This is a genomic window from Streptomyces sp. NBC_01497 (assembly GCF_036250695.1).
In the GTDB taxonomy this organism is placed as follows: Bacteria; Actinomycetota; Actinomycetes; order Streptomycetales; family Streptomycetaceae; genus Streptomyces.
Window position 1 is genome coordinate 7,220,597 of record NZ_CP109427.1, and the last position, 16,374, is coordinate 7,236,970.

Here is a 16,374-nt window from a genome sequence, read left to right on the forward strand (position 1 = left end):
TTAGCCCGGAACTCGAATGGAACAGTACTGGTCTTGATGGTGGCCGTCAATGGTCCATATCTGGTATGCTTCTGGTATGTCTTCCACGGAATCGACGTCGCCTTTTCCCCGGGGCCTGCTGGCTGACGACACCCTGCCGCTGTACGCCCAGGTCGCGGCCCGACTGTGGGCCGATGTGTCGGCCGACGGGGCCAGGGCCGGGGACCGTCTGCCGTCGGAGCGCACCCTCGCCGCCCGGTACGGGGTGTCGCGCGTCACCATGCGCGCGGCGCTCACGGACCTCGCCGCCAGGGGGATGGCCGAGTCCGCCGCGGCCCGCGGCTGGTTCGTCGCGGGACCGGCCGTCTCGCCGGACCCGGTCGACACCTTCGCGGCCTCCGCAACTCCCGGTGCGGACGCGCACATTGTCGAGGGCTTCGCCGACTATGCGGCCAAACACGGGCTGGTCACCCGCAGTCGGGTCCTGCAGTCCGTGGTCCGGCCGGCGACCGTCAGTGAGTCCGAGACGCTGCGTGTCGGCCCCGGTGCCGCCCTGTTCGAAATGCGGCGGCTGCGCTTCCTCGACGACATCGTGGTCGTGCTGGAACACAACCGACTGCCGCTGGCGCTCTGCCCCGCCCTCGCCGAGACCGACTTCACCGAGGCATCGCTCTTCGCGACGCTGCGCGGTGGCCGGCCCCCCCAACTGCCCAGGGTCGCGGACTACTCGGTGGAGGCTCGACAGCCCGACGCCACCGAACGCGAACTCCTGGAGATCACCGACGCGACTCCGGTGCTCCTCGCGCACCAGCTCGCGTTCAACCAGGACGGCCGTCCCCTCGAACTCACCCTGGCCATCTACCGCGGCGACCGCTACCGCTTCCGGGCGTCCATCACCTCCTGAAGGCGGGGGTGTTGAGTCAGCGGGTGGTGGGTGCGTCGCCGGGCGGGCGAGCGGGGGTGTGTCCGCAACCGCTGCCCGGGGGCCCCGGCACAGGGCCGCTCCCGGGCGGGCGGGACGGAACCGGCGGCCCGTTGGGGGAGGTCGGACGCGACGTCACGGCCCGAGGCCGTCTTCCTCGCCCGTCGGGGCCTGTTGGTCACGGCCGCGCACGGGAGGGTCCGCTCGGTGGCCGACGCGGGGGGCGCGCCGCCGGAGCCGTGGGTACGGTGCGCCGGCGTCGAACGCACACAGGTGTGTGACCCGTGCGGTGGGTGATCCGCCCCACCGCGGTCCGCTCGTCGCGCGGCGCCCGCCCCGACGCTCGCGGATACCGGCGCGCGGCTGTGACGGTACGGGGCGACCGGCTGCCGGGCGCATCGCCTGAACGGCCCGGCCGCCGCCGGGGAGGTCCCACTCGCGGGCCAGGCCCGGCAGTGTGCGCCGGGCCTGGCGGGTGCCGCGCCGGATCTCGGCTCAGCCGCTGTGGGAGACGGTCAGTCCGTAGAAGGCGACGCGCGCTCCGTTGGTGGTGCTGTCCGAGGACGACTGGTTGTAGGAGCCGGCCTTGAAGTACTGCTTGTAGGCGTCGAAGGACGACGGGATGGCGTAGTGCGTCGTGGTGCCGTTGACCGTCAGATCGATCGTGTTGCCACCGGAGACGGCGATCGTGTAGGTCCACGTCTTGCCGATCGACACGTGGCCCACGGTGTGCGTGGTCTGACCGCCGGACGGCGAGTTCTCGGTGCCCGCGATGATGTCGCCGTTCGCGTGGTAGTAGAGCTCGATCAGCGGCTTGGTGGACGAGCCGCCCGTACCCAGGTGGATCTGGCCGACGCACACGTTCGACGTCACCGACACCACCCGCAGGGTGGCGCTCAGCTTGTGGCTGCCGCTGAGCGACCAGTTCGCGGCGCTGCCGTTGGTCATCTCGCGGAGCTCGGAGCGGGCGTAGTTGGAGTTGGGTGTGGTCACACCCTTCTCCGGCGCCCAGAAGGTCATCGCGCCGTCGCGTGTGTCGGTGTAGAAGTACGAGTCCTGGAAGCCGTCGTCCCCCTGCAGCCGTGAGGACGAGATGGTGGTCGGGGAGCCGGGGGAGCCGACGGGCTCCTGCAGTTCCCACTTGGAGAGGTCGAAGTTGCCGCCGGGCGCGACCGTGGGGGACGCGGCGCTGGCGCTGCCGCCGAGACTGAGCACGCCGGCTATGCCGACCGCGGCGGCTGCGGCGAGGAGCTTGGAGTGGAGTTTCATGTGGGGCCCTTCCGACGCTCGAAGTTCAGCTATGTGAACTAGGTCTAGTCCAACGAGGCGCCTGATCTGGATAGCACGACCCCTTCCCGCCGTCAACGAATCGCGCACGCAACGGAGTTGGTCTTCGCAGCTCAACGCGCCCAGCTGGGGGAAGGAGAAGCGTGACAAAGAGACGTTCGCTGCCTGGTCGGAGACTCGCGACCCTCCGGAAAGCTTCTTCGGGCGCGCGTGAATGTTCATATAGGTGAACGATGATCCGTCATGCGACAGACCTCGGGCAGGGTGGGGCGCGGTGCCCTGCCCGGGCCGCATCAGTCGCGTGTCAGGCCTGTTGGGCCCCGCGCGCCGTGAAGACCACGGCCCGTGCGCGGCGCGGCGTCATCACCGGCGCCAGCACCGGGTCGGTCAGGAGGACGACGGGGGCGATCCGGTGCGGTGACGCTGCCTGCCACGCGGGCAGAGCCAACTCGATGACGGTCCAGGCCTCGTCTCCCGATCCGCGGGACGCCAGCAGCCGCGCGGTGTCGAGAGCCTGCTGGAAGGCCGGCGGCTCCGGCAGGGGCGGCGCCTGATAGCGCGTCGCCCACTCCTCCCAGGCCGGTCCGATGGCGGCTCCGGTGGCGGTCAGTGGCAGACCGGGAAGGTCGGGCAGGAAATCGCCGAGGACCCGGGCCGCCCAGCCGGCCGCACCGGGCCGGTCGGCGGCGGCACACCGCAGGAACAGCGGCACCGCCTCGGCGCGGATCTGCTCGCGGCCGATCGCGGCCACCACGTGCGGGCGGTGCAGCACACCCCGCAACTCGTGGTGGGTGAACCTGCTGTCGAGGAACGCGGAGAGGATCACCTTCAGGTACGCCGCGGCCCCCGACCCCTTCTCCGCGGCGGTGCCGAACGCCGAGAGCGCCACGTCCACCTCGCCGCGCAGCGCCGCGTCCCGGCCCAGGGCGAGGTGTTCCTCGGCGCCCTCCGGACGGACGGGACGCCCCTCCTGCCCCCGTATCCGCTCGAACGAGGCACGCTCCTCGGCGATGAGTTCGGCGAAGGAGGCGAAACGTTCACCGAGTCCCGGATACCAGCTGGCCCAGATGTGGGCGGCCCACTCGCCGTCGGGCGACACGTCGGCCGGGTCGAGCAGCCAGTACTGGGCGTCGCCCTGCCCCGAGACCAGGACCACGCGGTCCATGAACTCCCGGTCGTCCGCGTCCTCGTCGTCCTCGCCCCGCAGGATCTCCCACGTGTCGGGTTCGGCGTCGCGCAGCAGGCCGACGGTCGCGGTGTCGCGCAGTTCCGCCATGAAGAGGCTGATGTTCCGCCAGCCGTCGGAGGTCGCCAGGAAGGACCGGTAGCTCGGTGGAAGGACGGAGCCGAGCCGCTTCTCCAGCGCGACCAGTTGCTCCTCGGACGCTCCCGGACGGCCGAGCCAGGACGCGTCGCGCTGTCGCGGTGTGATGTCGGCGAGCTCACCGTCCGCTGCGACGCGCAGCATGTCGCGGCTGTACTCGGCGAGGTAGGGACGCCAGCGCTCGACGGTGTCGAGCCGCACCGACCCCGGTTCACCGGCCACCCCCTCGTAGGGCACCGGTGCCTGCCCCGCCCGGCGGTGGTGGCCGGTGAACGAGACCGGGACAGGACCCGTGGCGTGGAACCGCACCTGCGAGAGCTGGGTGTGCGGGGAGCCGGAGTTGCCGACGATCTCCAGCCGGAGGTACCGGTAGGGCTCGGACCCCGCCCGCTCGGTGATGTCGAAGCCGCGCTCCATGTGCCTGCCGGGGAAGAACTCCTCGGTGCGTATGTCGAGCGTGACCCACGTCCGCCCGTCCGCCGAGCCCTTGAGGATCCAGGAGCGCGGGTCGCGGTCCGGCGCGTCGTTGGCCGAGGAGAGCACATAGTGCCGGACGGTGACCGGCCTGAGCAGGGTGAAGCGGAGCCAGTCGCCGCCCCGGCCCCGGACCGTGAGCCACTTGCTGCTCGTCCTGTCCAGCACGTTCTCCGCGACCTCGCCGGCCGCGGGGTGCTCGCCGCTCGCCTCCACTGCCCTTATCTGGGCGGTGAGTTCGCCGCCATCGAGGTCGCGGGTGTGCAGTGTGACAGCGCCACCGCCGCCGGAGCGGTCGGTCCAGCAGATGCGTACGACCGGCGCGCCGCCGTCCTCGATCAGCACCCGCAGCTCGCCCGCCCCTTGTGGACGCAGGGCCCGGAACCGGTACGGGGGACGCTCCGGCGGCTCGCTGTCCCGCAGGCCCCGCCAGGCGTACGACGTCCCGTCCGGGTCGAGCCGCACCCCGAGGAACCGGTCCATGCCCCCGTCGAAGTCCACGGTGGCCTCCGCCCCGTCCCGGTCCCGCCAGCCGAGCTGGGAGAGGGCGACGGCTTCCCCGGGCGCGAGCATCAGTGTGACCCGTCGGTCACCCACCCACTCCTTTGATCCGGGCCGCTGCCGCTCCGTGCGGAAGGCGAAGGCCCGCGGTGTTGCCGTCATGCTGAGCTCCTGACGCTCTGTGTCCGACTCCGGTACCGCAGAGGCTAGGAGCACCCACTGACAATCGGCCCTTTGAAGGGCGCTGTTGGGGGCGGCCGGCGGACCCGTCCTCGTACGTCCGGCACGAGGGGCCCTGCGCGGGGGGCTGTCGTCCGCTTCGCAGGGCCCGCCGCCCGGTACTACGCGTCGGGCCCGGGGATCAGGACGATCTTGCCGCGCGTGTGGCGGAGTTCGAGCGTCGCGAAGGCGTCGCGGACCTGTTCGAGGGGAAAGGTGGCGGCGATCGGGATCTCGATCCGCCCGGCCGCCACGAGCGCGGCCACTTCGGTGAGGACTTCCCGGGAGGACGCCTCGGCGCTGCCCGCGCTCCTCGTGCCGAACTTCGCCGCCTCCTCGAAGGAGATGATCGTCTCGATGCGCTCCGGCGGGATCCCCAGGTCGATGGCGAGCCGTACGTACTGCGGCCCGAACAGGTCGATGAAGGCGTCGATCCCGCCGGGCGCCGCCGCGGCGAGATCCGCGGCGAGCCCCTCGCCGTACCCGACCGGTCTTACCCCGTGCGCGCTCAGCCAGGCAGCGTTGGCCGGTGAGGCGATGCCCAGGACGCGGGCGCCGCGCACGGCGAGGAGCTGGACGACGATGCTGCCGACACCTCCGGCCGCCGCCGACACGGCGACGGTCTGTCCCGCGGCCGGTCCGATCGCCTCGACGGCGGCCCACGCCGTCGACGCGGCGACGTAGAGGCTGCCCGCCACGGCCCAGTCGAGTGCGTCCGGCTTGCGGATCAGCTGGGTCACCGGCACGACGGTGTGGGTGGCGTGGCTCGATCGGCGCCAGGAGTAGCCGAGGACCTCGTCGCCGACGGCGAAGTCGCTGACGCCGTCCCCCACGGCGACGATGACACCGGCGAGGTCGCTGCCCTGCCCGAACGGGAAGGGCGCGGGAAATCTCTCGTGCAGCGCGCCGGTGCGGATCGAGGTCTCGCCCGGGTTGATGCCCGCCGCTCTGACCTCGACGAGGACCTCGCCGGTGGCGGGACGGGGCATCGGTACGTCGGCGATCCGCAGAACGTCGCGGTCGCCGTACTGGTCGATGCGCACGACGCGCGCCCGCTGGTGGTCTTCCTTCATGACAACTCCTCTGGGGTGGCGGTGCCTTGTCCGGCGCCCGGTCCGGGGCCCGTGCCGTGGGGCACCGGGGTGCGGAGCGTGGCGAGTGCGGCGCCGAGGCGGTCCAGTTCGCTTTTCGGCAGGGGGCCCGCCAGCCGTGCCGCGAGTTCGCGGTCGAAGATCCGCCCGGCCGACTCGGCGAGGTCCCGGCCCGTCCGGGTGAGCCGGACGAGCGAGGAGCGGCGGTCCCTGGGATGGGGCTGCCGCACGCACAGGGCCCGCTTCTCCAGGCGGTCGACGGCCTGGCTCGCGCCGCCGATCGTGATCGACAGGGCGCCCGCGATGTCGTTGACGCGGCAGTCCTGCAGACGGTCGATCACGCGCAGTACCTCAAGGCCGCCCAACGACAGGTCGCTCTCGCGGCGCAGTGCGGTATCGATCCCGTTCCACAGGTCGGTTTCGAGGCGCACGAGGTGGTCGAAGATCTGTCGTAGATCCACGGGCGTCCCCCTTTCCGGCCGTGATGTTTCCGGCCGTGATGCTATAGCGCTGATTAGATCAGCGCTATAGCACTGCGCCCCACGGGCAGATCCGTCGACGCGCCTGTGTACGCCGACGGATCGCCGTCGGGCGGCTGGCCCCAGTTGTCGGGTCGTCGGGCCGTCGAGGTGCCTGGCCGCCCAACTGCCGAACTGCCGAACTGCCGTGCCGTCGGCTGCAGGTCGGGGGCCACCGGCTCACCGGCCCGCCGGGCCGTCCGGCGTCGTCCCATCCGATGACCCGTCAGTCGTGCACGGAACCGGACGCCTCGATCGAGAAGTTCGGCACGATCCGCCGCAACCACGCGGGCATCGCCCAGTTGACGGGCCCGATCAGGTGCATGAGGGCCGGGACGAGCAGGCCGCGGATGATCAGCGCGTCGACGAGGACGGCGAACGCGAGTCCGAAACCGAACTCCTGCAGGACCCGTTGGTCGCCGATCAGGAAGGAGCCGAAGACCAGGATCATGATCCCGGCGGCGCCCGCGATGATGCGGCCGCTCTTGGCCTGGCCGAGGGTCACCGCCTCGTGGTTGCGGCGTACGCGCTGGACACGGCCCGCGGCCGCCTCGCGCCGGCGGTGCCACTCCTCCTGGATGCGGCCGACGAGGAAGACCTCGTAGTCCATGGACAGGCCGAAGAGTACGGAGAACAGCAGTACGGGGATGAAGGCGTCGACCGGCCCGGTCCCGTTGATGTTCAGTGCCCCCTGGGCCCAGCCCCAGGTGAACACGGCGTTCAGCGCGCCGAGCGCCGCGCCCACCGAGAGCAGGTTCATCACGGCCGCGACCAGGGGGATCAGGACACTGTGGAAGACGGCCATCAGCAGCAGGAAGGCGAGGATGACCACCACCGCGATGAACAGGGGCAGTTTGTCGCTCAGCACCCGCGAGAAATCGATGTTGGTGGGTGTGGCGCCGCCGACGTGGATCTTCAGCCCGCTCCCGGCCTCGGCGGCGGGGATGAGCCGGTCGCGCAGTGTGGAGACCAGCGAGACGGTGGCTTTCGCGCCGGGCCCGGTGTCCGGGTAGAGCACGGCGAGGGACACCTCGCGGTTGGGCGAGACGATCGCCCGGGTCACCCTCGCCACGCCCGGCGTCGCGGCCGCGGCCTTGAGGAAGGAGGCGAACGAGGCACGCTGCGCCGGCGTCGACACCTCGCTGACCAGTTGGAAGGGTCCGTTGAATCCGGGTCCGAAGCCTCGTGCCAGGGCCGTGTAGGCCTGATGCGTGGTCGAGGACGGCGGATCGGTGTTCGCGCCGGAGGAGCCGAGTCGGAGGCTGAAGGTGGGCAGGGCGATCGCCACGACCACGGCCAGGGCGGCCACCGCGACGTAGGCGCTGCGTACCTCGACGAGGCGGGCCCAGCGGAGCCAGGGGCCGGCGGCCTCGTCGGGGCTCGGTCCCGCGGCGGCCAGCGCCGCCCTTTCCCTGCGGGAGAGGACCTTCGGCCCGAGGAAGCCGAGCACGGCCGGCAGGAAGGTCAGCGCGGTGGCCATGGTCAGGGCCACGGTCAGGGCGGAGGCCGCCGAGAGGCCGTAGAGGAAGTTGACCCCGAGCGCGAACTGGCCGAGCAGCGCGATGCACACCGTGATGCCCGCGAACAGCACCGTCCGTCCTGAGGTGTTCACCGCCTCCTGTGCCGCGTCCGCGTAGCTCCTGCCCGCCTTCACGGCCGACCGGTGCCGGCTGGTGATGAACAGGCCGTAGTCCACACCGACACCGAGGCCGATGAGCACGGCCAGGTCCCTGGACACGCTCGGTGTGTCCAGGGCGTGGGAGAGGAGGCTGATCGTGGACGTACCGATGACTAGGGCGATGATCGCCGTCAGCAGCGGCATCAAGGAGGCGAAGAGGGCGCCGCCGAACACGATCAGCAGGATGACCAGCGCGGCCACCACGCCCACCGCCACCGACACTCCGGGCCCCGCGCTCTCCTCGGTGGTGATCGCCCGGCCGCCCAGCGAGATCCGCACGTCCGGCCCGTCGGCGGACTTCGCCGCGTCGATCAGGTGAAGGGCGTCGGTCTGCGTCACATCGGCGGACACCGTGGACCAGGTGACGGTCGCGAAGGCGACGGTGCCGTCCTGGCTGATCTGCGAGGCGCCGCGGACGCTGTACGGGCTGACGACGGTTTCGACGTTGTGGACCCGCGCCACCTTCCGCAGCGCGGCGGTCACGGGGTCGCGCACCGAGGACGAGCGGATGCGCGCGCCGCCGAGCGCCTCGATGACGACCTGGTCCGCCTCTCCCGACGCGGAGGGGAAGTTGTGGGTGAGCAGGTCGACCGCCGCTTGCGAATCCGTTCCCGGCAGACTGACGCTCTCGTTGTAGCGGCTGCCGTAGAGCTGGCTCAGGGCCAGTGTGACGACGGCGGCCACCAGCCAGAATGCGAGCACGCTCCGGCGGTGCTCGAAACACCAACGGGTCCATCGCAACATCGCATTCCCTGCTGCCGGTGTCTGCGGTCAAGAGCAGTGCATCCATATCAGCAGCGGGAAGGCGGCCGGTGACGTGCCATTCCATCAAGGACGTGTCGATGTCGGCCAACCGGGTCAACGCACGGGGTGGCCACGTGCCCGGGAGCGGGGGTCGGGCCGCTCCCGGGAGTCCCTACGCGCCACGCCGTCTCAGGCCGTGACGGTCGGACCCGGCGGTGTCCAGCGCTTGGTGCGCGGGATCGCGGAGGAGACGCCGTAGTCCTTCCTGAGGTGTTCCGGGACGGCGTAGTGCATGACGCGTCCCCGGGTGAGGGACGACAGCTCGAACAGGGTGGTGAGGTGGCCCAGGCGGTCCAGGGCCCTGGCCCCCAGCGGCGACCGGTCCTCGATCGTCTCCATGACGTTGAGCAGCGCGGGGGCCGCCTTGACGAGGGTGTCCCACGGCGTACGGGGCACCTCCAGCCAGTCCGCGGCGGTGTCACCGACCAGGTAGCGGATGAGGGCGCCGACGACGGGATCGAGGAACGTGCCGGGGACGACCTCCTCGTACAGGTCGATGAGTTGCCGGGTGAGGTCGGCGCCCTCCGTGCTGGGGCCCATGTGGCGCGTCATGTACAGGTCGGAGAACTGGCGGGCCTCGGCCACGTCCCGCGGCACGTGGTCCTGGTCGACGCCGAGCATGGCGCCCACGACCCGCCAGGCATAGCAGTAAGATTCCGCCCCGTCGACGCTCATGTGGATGCCGAGGCGGTGCAGCGCGTCCAGGACCTGGATCGAGAACATCATCTGCCCGCCGATCATGTCCTCCTGGCAGATCGGCGTGCCGAGGGCCGCCACGTCCCAGCGGTCCTCGCGCGTGAGGTGGTGGCGGATGGACGCGTGCAGCAGCCGCACCTTCTGCGCGGCGGGGATGAAACGGCTTCCGGCCTCGAAGGCGTTCGGCTGCATCAGCTGGACGGTGAACTGCCCGGTCTCGGCCATGCGCTTGGAGGGGTACTTCAGGGAGTGGGTCGCGGACAGCAGTCTCGCGATGTGCGGCACGACGTAGCAGGCGGGCATGGCCGCGAAGGACAGCGCGGTGGAGATGTGCACGTTGTTGTCGATGAAGAACAGCCGGGCCTTCTCCATCTCGCCCCAGTCCACCCAGCTCGGCGGGGTGCTGGTCTCGTGCAGGTACGCGCGGGCCACTTCCGGCAGCCCTTCGGGCAACTCCGCTCCCGCGGTGGAGACATAGCGCATCAGGGTGTTGAACTTCCCGACCTCCCCGCGCTCGAAGAGGGTGGCCACCGTGGCGTCGGCCAGCTCGTCGCCGACGGTGCGCAGGCTGTCGAGGGACTGATCGGTGAAGGTCATGATGGACGGCTCCTTCGGGCGAGGGGACGCGTGTGGTGGTGGGTGGTGGGGGCGGGGGTGGGGGCGGCGGAACGGGTCGCAACGGTGTCCGTCCGAAGGACGCTCCGAGCTCCGGCCCCCGGGGCTCGGGCCCGCCCGTGGCGGGCGGTCGTGCCGTGCCGCGACCGGCTCCGGTCAGCCCTGACGGTCGGTGGCCGCCACCGCGAGCTGTGTCAGGGCCAGGTGGGAGGTACGGGAGAGACCGGCGCCCCGCAGGGCGGCGGTGGCGAGGGTGACCCGTTCGGTGATCATGTCCTCGACGCGGGTGCGTGCGCCGGTATGGTCCACGACGGCGCGCACGCGCTCCAGTTGGGCGCTCGTCAGGCCGCTGCGGCCGAGCAGGGCCGCGAGCTCGCGCCGTTCGGCGGGGCCGGCCGCCTCGTGCGCGAGGGCGACCAGTGCGGTGGGCCGGGCGCCCGTGACATCGTCGGTGTTCGCCTTGCCCGTGGTGGCCGGCTCGCCGAAGAGGCCCATGAGGTCGTCACGCAACTGGAACGCCTCACCGAGCGGCAGGCCGTAGTCGCTGAAGACCTCCCGCAGGCCCGGATCGCCCCCGGCGAGCGCCGCGCCGATGTGCAGCGGGTGTTCGACGGTGTACTTGGCCGTCTTGTACCGGATCACCTTCAACGACCGCCGCACATCGGGTTCCCCGGCGGTGTGCAGGATCTCCAGGGCCTCTCCGGCGATCAGTTCACGGGCCAGCACACTCCACGCGCCGCGGGCCTGGGCCAGGTAGGCGGCGGGCAGGCCGCAGGTCGCGAACAACTGACCGGCCCAGGACATCAGCAGGTCGCCCGCGAGCATCGCCAGCGACCGTGCGCGGGTACTCGGGCGCGGCCGGCCGGCGAGCGTGTCGCGCAGCACGATGTGTGCGGTCGGCAGGCCGTGTCGCAGGCCGCTGTCGTCGATCAGGTCGTCGTGCACAACCGCCGCGGCGTGCACCAGCTCCATGCTCGCCGCGGCGCGTACCACCGCCTCGCTGTCCGGCTGTCCGGTCGCCCGCCAGCCCCAGTAGCAGAAGGCGGACCGCAGGCGCTTGCCGTGCGCGGTGACCGTCCTGAGTACCTCGCCCAGCGGTGCCAGGTCGCCGTCGACCCTGAGCAGCGCCTCGATCTCGGCCCCGACGAACCGCTCCAGTTCTCCGTCCACGCGGGCCTTCAGCGCCGTGTGGTCCCACGCCTCAGGCACCGGAGCCGCCGTCGCCGCCCTGGGAGCGCGCGTGCCGGGCCAGCACTTCCATATGGGCCTCGCCACCCGCTCCCATGCGGTCCAGGGCCAGCCGGCCGCGAGCCCTCAGGTCCCGCTGTCCCTGCGAGGCGAGTTCGCCCAGGTCGGAGCGGCCCAGTAAGCCGCGAGCCGCGCCGAGCGCCGCCGCACATGTACGCAGTGTCAGGTCGGCGAGACCGGCCGCCAGCAGCACCGCCCGGTCACCGGTGTCCTCGCCTCTTCGCGCATCCTGTGACATCGGAACCATCCCCGCCCTCTCGCCCGCGCTCCGGCCCGCCCGGCTCACGGACGCAGCCTGCCCAGGTGGGCAGGCCGACACGGCCCAGGTCATCCCATCGGGTGACCACTCGTTCAGGAGTCCGGCCCTGGCGCCTGGGCGCGCGCGAGCGGCCACCGCAGGCGAGGTGCCCCGCGGTCCCGGGCCGGACCGCGCCGCGCGGAGCGATACGGGCGGGGGGAAGGGCGTCCCGACCGGCCGGTTGCGCGGGGCCGGCCGGTGCGCGGGACCGGCCACCCGCCGCACGGGGGCGGTCGCCGTGCGTGGGTGCGTCGGCGCTCGCTGTCGCCCCTCGGCGAGGTGCCGTAGGCGGACGGTCCTGCCCCGCCGGCCGCGCCGCGCTTCCCGGCCCCGGAGACGGAAGCCGCTCTCGGGGCCGCCGCGCGGATGAGGGCGTTAGGGTGGGAAGGGTGATAAATACTACTTTATATAGTTACAGGGAGGGTGCGATGCGTGGTGTCCCCACCTCCCGGGCGGGACCGCCCGAGTACTCCGACGATCTTGAGGCGGAGTTGCGCGCGGAACTCCCCGGCGCGATGGCACTCAGCGGCATGGGGGCGTTCCTGTGGGACGTGCGCTCCGGACGGGTGTTCATGCATCCGGGGGCGCTGGCCGTGTTCGGTCTGACCCCCGACGAGTTCGACGGGGAGGTGTCGACGCTCGCGGGACGGGTGATCCCCAGGGAGGTCGCGGAACTTCGGAAGATGGTGGTGAGCCGGGGCTGTGCGCGCTCGGGCCTCAGCTTCCACTTCAGGGCGTGCTGCCCACCGGACGGCGACAACCGGTGGGCGCACGCACAGGTGCAGGTGATCCGCGACGAGGCGGGTGACGCGCTGAAGGTCGTCGGAGTGATCAGGGACGCCTCCGCCGAACTCCAGGGCGCCATCGACCAGGCGACGACGGACACGGTGCGCCGCCGGCAGAGCGACGTGGTCCACGCGACGACCGCCGCCCTCGCGAAGGCGCTGACGTTCGACGACGTGCTGACCTCGCTGACGGAGCCCGAGACGCTCCGGGGTGTCGGGGCCGCGGGCATCGCGCTGAGCACCTTCGTCGAGGACGGCGGCCGTTACCTCGTAACGAAGGGCATGCCCGGCGCACCCTTCCGGGCATTCGAAGTCCTTGACGTGCAGGCGCCGCTGCCCATCCCCGAAGCCGTACGCACACAGCAGCCGCTCTTCGTGCGACGGCAGGACGCGCAGGAGAAGTACCCCGCCGTGTGGCCGGCCATCGAGCAGAGCGCCATCACGTCCCTCGCCGTGGTACCGCTGGTCGCCCAGGGACGCCCGACCGGCGCGCTCACCGTGGTCTACGAGGGGCGCACGAACTTCACCACCGTGGACCGGGACCTGCTGCTCGCGCTGGGAGCGGCGGTGGCCCAGTCCCTCCAGCGCGCGCGCCTGTACGACCAGGAGCACGCGGTGGCCGTGGGGCTCCAGCGGGCGATGCTGCCCGCGCGCATCCCGGGGATCGACGGCCTGGCGACGGCAGTCCACTACCAGCCGTCCAGCAACAGCCAGGAGGTGGGCGGGGACTGGTACGACGTGGTCGCGCTGCCGAACGGGTGCACAGGCCTCGTCGTGGGGGACGTGGAGGGCCACGACATCGACGCCTCGGCGGTCATGGGACAACTGCGCACCGCCCTGCGCGCGTACGCCACCGAGGGGCATCCCCCGGCGGCCGTGATGGCACGTGCGTCGGCCTTCCTCGCGGAACTGGACACGGAGCGCCTCGCCACCTGCGTCTACGTCGCCGTCAGGCCCGACACCGGAGAGACCATGTGCGTCCGGGCCGGCCACCCGGACCCCTTCGTCCGGTACGCGGACGGGAGGGTCGTCCAGCTCGACGTCGAGGGCGGCCTGCCCCTCGGGGTCACGGGCCCCGCCGACGCGCCCTTCCCGACCACCCGCTGCTCGCTCGGGCGCGGCGACACACTCCTGTTGTGCACCGACGGGCTGCTGGAGTCGCGCGGACGCAGCATCGACAACGGTTCCCGCAAGGTGCTGGACGCGCTGCGCCGGGGACCGTCCGAACTGGGCGCGCTGGCCCAGTACATCGTCCACGCCACGGCCGACAGCCGTGCGCAGGAGGACGATGTGGCTCTGCTCCTCGCGACGCTGTCCACCACCGGGTCCGGCCTGGTGACACCGGCCGAGGCCTGCTCCGGTGCCGCACGTGAGGCCGCCACGCCGGTGGTGTGACCCGCCAGGGCCGCCGGTGCGGCGGCCGACGGGTCCTTCCCGGGCCGTGCGCGTTCGACGGGGACGCCGTACGGGCGCGAGGCGCGGCGTCCCGCGCCCGCTCCTTCCGTGCCGTCCTGCCGTGCCCCCGTCCTGCCGTCCCGCGTACATCCGTGCCCCGTACATCCGTGCGGGGCACGGGCGTTGGACAGGGATGTCAGCCACGGGCGGATCCCGCGGTACGCACGCATCTTGTCAAAGCCACGTCAGGGCTCTTACCGTGTGGCGGCGTAAGAAAATGCTCGACTCTGTTGTATTCCGTTGATTTCAAGGGGCGCACGCTCCTGCAGTGCCAGGTGTCCGCACACATCCGCACGCGTCCCCGGGCGGCCGCTCGCCCGTGGGGCACAGCGAACAGAGGAATCCGCCATGCCAAGATCCGTCCGCAGGCTGCTCGCCTGCGTGACCGCCGGTGCGCTCTGGGCAGGCCTGCCGGCCCTCGCGGCCGTGACCACGGACGTCGCCGTCACCGCGACACCCGCCGCAGCACTGGACAACCACCTCGCCCTGACCCCGCCGATGGGCTTCAACGACTGGAACTCCTTCGGCTGCGACGTCGACGAGGCGCTGATCAAGCAGACGGCCGACTACTTCGTCAGCTCCGGCCTCAAGGACGCCGGTTACACGTACGTCAACATCGACGACTGCTGGCAGACACACAGCCGCGACGCGGACGGACGGCTCGTACCCGACCCGGTGAAGTTCCCCGACGGCATCAAGGGCACCGCCGACTACGTCCACTCCAAGGGCCTCAAGCTCGGCATCTACGAGGACGCCGGCACCGCGACCTGCGCCGGGTACCCCGGCAGCCTCGGCCACGAGGGCACGGACGCGCAGACGTTCGCTGACTGGGGCGTCGACTACCTCAAGTACGACAACTGCAACAACAACAGCGACGGCTCCCGCGCGGACTACGTCAAGCGCTACACCGCCATGCGCGACGCGCTCGCCGCCACCGGCCGGCCGATCGTCTACTCGCTGTGCGAATGGGGCGAGCAGTCCCCGTGGGAATGGGCCGGGGACGTCGGCAACTCCTGGCGTACGACCGGCGACATCAGCGACAACTGGTCGAGCATGCTCTCGATCGCCCAGAGCAACATGCCGCTCGCCCCGGCGGCGGGACCGGGCCACTGGAACGACCCCGACATGCTGGAGGTCGGCAACGGGGGCATGACCGACACCGAGTACCGCAGCCACTTCTCACTGTGGTCGATGATGGACTCACCGCTGCTGATCGGCACCGACCTGCGCAAGGCCACGCCGCAGACCCTGGCGATCCTCAACAACAAGGACGTCATCGCCCTCGACCAGGACCCGTTGGGCAAGCAGGCCACCGTGCTGTCGTCGGACGGCGACCGCTACGTGATGACGAAGCAGCTCGCGAACGGTGACCGCGCCGTCGCCCTGTTCAACGCGGGCGACCAGGCGCAGCCGATCTCCACCACCGCCACCGCGGCCGGCCTTCCCCGGCACGCCAGTTACGCGGTCACCGACCTGTGGAGCCACACCGCGTACAACTCCGCCGGGACCCTGGCGGCGACCGTGCCCGCCCACGGCACCGTGCTGCTCCGCGTCAGCGGCAGCGCCGTCGCGGGCGCCGGGGCGCTCCTCGACCCGCCGCTGCTCGACACCGGCCTCTCCCACACACCCGGCGCCCTCCAGCCCGGTCAGAGCGGCACCGTCGACACGTACGCCACCGACCTGGGAGTACTGCCGGCCTCCCGTGTGAGCGTCACCCTGCACGCCCCGGACGGCTGGACGGCCAAGGCGACGGGTGCCGCCGAGGGCGCCGTCCTCCTGAAGGGCAGAACGCTCACCACGCCCTGGCGGGTGAGTGCCCCGGCCGGCACGAAACCCGGCTACTACCCGCTGACCGGCACCGTCTCGTACACCGGCATCCCCGGCCGGGCACGCGTCACCTCACCGCTCACCGGCAGCGTCCTCGTGGCGGTGCCGCCGTCCTCCGGTACGAGCGCCCTCAGCGATCTCGACTGGGTCTCCGCCACCAACGGCTGGGGACCGGTCGAGAAGGACCGGAGCAACGGCGAGACGGCGGCGGGCGACGGGAACCCGATCACCATCGGTGGCCAGGTCTATGCGAAGGGTCTCGGCACCAACGCGCCGAGCGCCGTCACCTACTACCTCGGCGGGGGATGCACGACGCTCGACGCGACCGTCGGCGTGGACGACGAGAAGGACGGCAAGGGAAGCGTGGAGTTCGAGGTCGAGGCCGACGGCAAGCAGGTGGCCGACAGCGGCGTCCTGCACAACGCCGACGGCGCGAAGCAACTGCACGCGGACGTCACGGGAGCCGACAGTGTCCGTCTCGTCGTCACGGACGGCGGCGACGGCACCGACAGCGACCACGCGGACTGGGCGGACCCGCAGGTCACCTGCGACTGAGGGGTCCGTTCCACGACGCCGGCCAGGAGGCCGCGGCCCGTCAGCCGCGGCCTCCTGGCACGTGTCCCCCGGATCGGGGGCCATCGACTCCGCCGGGC

11 protein-coding genes are annotated in these 16,374 nt (G+C 71.6%); 3 read left to right on the forward strand and 8 right to left on the reverse strand.

The genetic code is table 11. The annotated features are described in order from the left end of the window. The first annotated feature begins 76 nt into the window (after positions 1 to 76). Positions 77 to 883 carry a GntR family transcriptional regulator gene (locus tag OG310_RS30610; protein WP_329459073.1) on the forward strand — a complete coding sequence of 269 codons (807 nt, stop codon included), beginning with the start codon at positions 77 to 79 and terminating at the stop codon, positions 881 to 883. A 513-nt stretch (positions 884 to 1,396) separates the two neighbouring features. On the opposite strand, the gene OG310_RS30615 is transcribed toward OG310_RS30610, so the two are convergent. The 8 genes from OG310_RS30615 to OG310_RS30650 form a co-directional block, all read right to left on the reverse strand. Then, positions 1,397 to 2,170 (reverse strand): polysaccharide lyase family 7 protein, encoded by a 774-nt coding sequence (locus tag OG310_RS30615; RefSeq protein ID WP_329459074.1) that lies wholly within the window; start codon positions 2,168 to 2,170, stop codon positions 1,397 to 1,399. 322 nt (positions 2,171 to 2,492) lie between these two features. Beyond that, a complete protein-coding gene (locus OG310_RS30620; protein WP_329459075.1) occupies positions 2,493 to 4,649 on the reverse strand; it encodes an SMI1/KNR4 family protein in 2,157 nt (718 codons plus the stop codon). A gap of 179 nt (positions 4,650 to 4,828) precedes the next feature. Further along, positions 4,829 to 5,779: an NADP-dependent oxidoreductase gene (locus tag OG310_RS30625; protein ID WP_329459076.1), complete on the reverse strand. Its 951-nt coding sequence runs from the start codon at positions 5,777 to 5,779 to the stop codon at positions 4,829 to 4,831. After that, a complete protein-coding gene (locus tag OG310_RS30630) occupies positions 5,776 to 6,258 on the reverse strand; it encodes a MarR family winged helix-turn-helix transcriptional regulator (protein WP_329459077.1) in 483 nt (160 codons plus the stop codon). Before OG310_RS30630 ends, OG310_RS30625 begins: the two co-directional genes overlap by 4 nt. A 283-nt stretch (positions 6,259 to 6,541) precedes the next feature. Continuing rightward, positions 6,542 to 8,695 (reverse strand): MMPL family transporter, encoded by a 2,154-nt coding sequence (locus tag OG310_RS30635; protein WP_329459078.1) that lies wholly within the window; start codon positions 8,693 to 8,695, stop codon positions 6,542 to 6,544. A gap of 231 nt (positions 8,696 to 8,926) precedes the next feature. Next, positions 8,927 to 10,090, reverse strand: a complete 1,164-nt coding sequence (locus OG310_RS30640) for an oxygenase MpaB family protein (protein ID WP_329459079.1) — start codon at positions 10,088 to 10,090, stop codon at positions 8,927 to 8,929. 174 nt (positions 10,091 to 10,264) lie between these two features. Then, a complete protein-coding gene (locus tag OG310_RS30645; protein WP_329459080.1) occupies positions 10,265 to 11,317 on the reverse strand; it encodes a polyprenyl synthetase family protein in 1,053 nt (350 codons plus the stop codon). Next, a complete protein-coding gene (locus tag OG310_RS30650; protein WP_329459081.1) occupies positions 11,310 to 11,594 on the reverse strand; it encodes a polyprenyl synthetase in 285 nt (94 codons plus the stop codon). Before OG310_RS30650 ends, OG310_RS30645 begins: the two co-directional genes overlap by 8 nt. A gap of 488 nt (positions 11,595 to 12,082) precedes the next feature. On the opposite strand from OG310_RS30650, the gene OG310_RS30655 reads away from it, so the two are divergent. Next, positions 12,083 to 13,834, forward strand: a complete 1,752-nt coding sequence (locus tag OG310_RS30655) for a SpoIIE family protein phosphatase (RefSeq protein ID WP_329459082.1) — start codon at positions 12,083 to 12,085, stop codon at positions 13,832 to 13,834. A gap of 408 nt (positions 13,835 to 14,242) precedes the next feature. Continuing rightward, on the forward strand, positions 14,243 to 16,276 hold the full coding sequence (locus OG310_RS30660; RefSeq protein WP_329459083.1) for an NPCBM/NEW2 domain-containing protein: 2,034 nt from the start codon (positions 14,243 to 14,245) through the stop codon (positions 16,274 to 16,276). Positions 16,277 to 16,374: the final 98 nt, after the last annotated feature.

What these genes read in the sequence shown, in the direction of transcription:
- OG310_RS30640 (WP_329459079.1), bottom strand. Translation starts at nt 10,090, where the DNA reads ATGACCTTCACCGATCAGTCCCTCGACAGCCTGCGCACCGTCGGCGAC.
- OG310_RS30610 (WP_329459073.1), top strand. Translation starts at nt 77, where the DNA reads ATGTCTTCCACGGAATCGACGTCGCCTTTTCCCCGGGGCCTGCTGGCT.
- OG310_RS30650 (WP_329459081.1), bottom strand. Translation starts at nt 11,594, where the DNA reads ATGTCACAGGATGCGCGAAGAGGCGAGGACACCGGTGACCGGGCGGTG.
- OG310_RS30660 (WP_329459083.1), top strand. Translation starts at nt 14,243, where the DNA reads ATGCCAAGATCCGTCCGCAGGCTGCTCGCCTGCGTGACCGCCGGTGCG.
- OG310_RS30620 (WP_329459075.1), bottom strand. Translation starts at nt 4,649, where the DNA reads ATGACGGCAACACCGCGGGCCTTCGCCTTCCGCACGGAGCGGCAGCGG.
- OG310_RS30625 (WP_329459076.1), bottom strand. Translation starts at nt 5,779, where the DNA reads ATGAAGGAAGACCACCAGCGGGCGCGCGTCGTGCGCATCGACCAGTAC.
- OG310_RS30655 (WP_329459082.1), top strand. Translation starts at nt 12,083, where the DNA reads ATGCGTGGTGTCCCCACCTCCCGGGCGGGACCGCCCGAGTACTCCGAC.
- OG310_RS30615 (WP_329459074.1), bottom strand. Translation starts at nt 2,170, where the DNA reads ATGAAACTCCACTCCAAGCTCCTCGCCGCAGCCGCCGCGGTCGGCATA.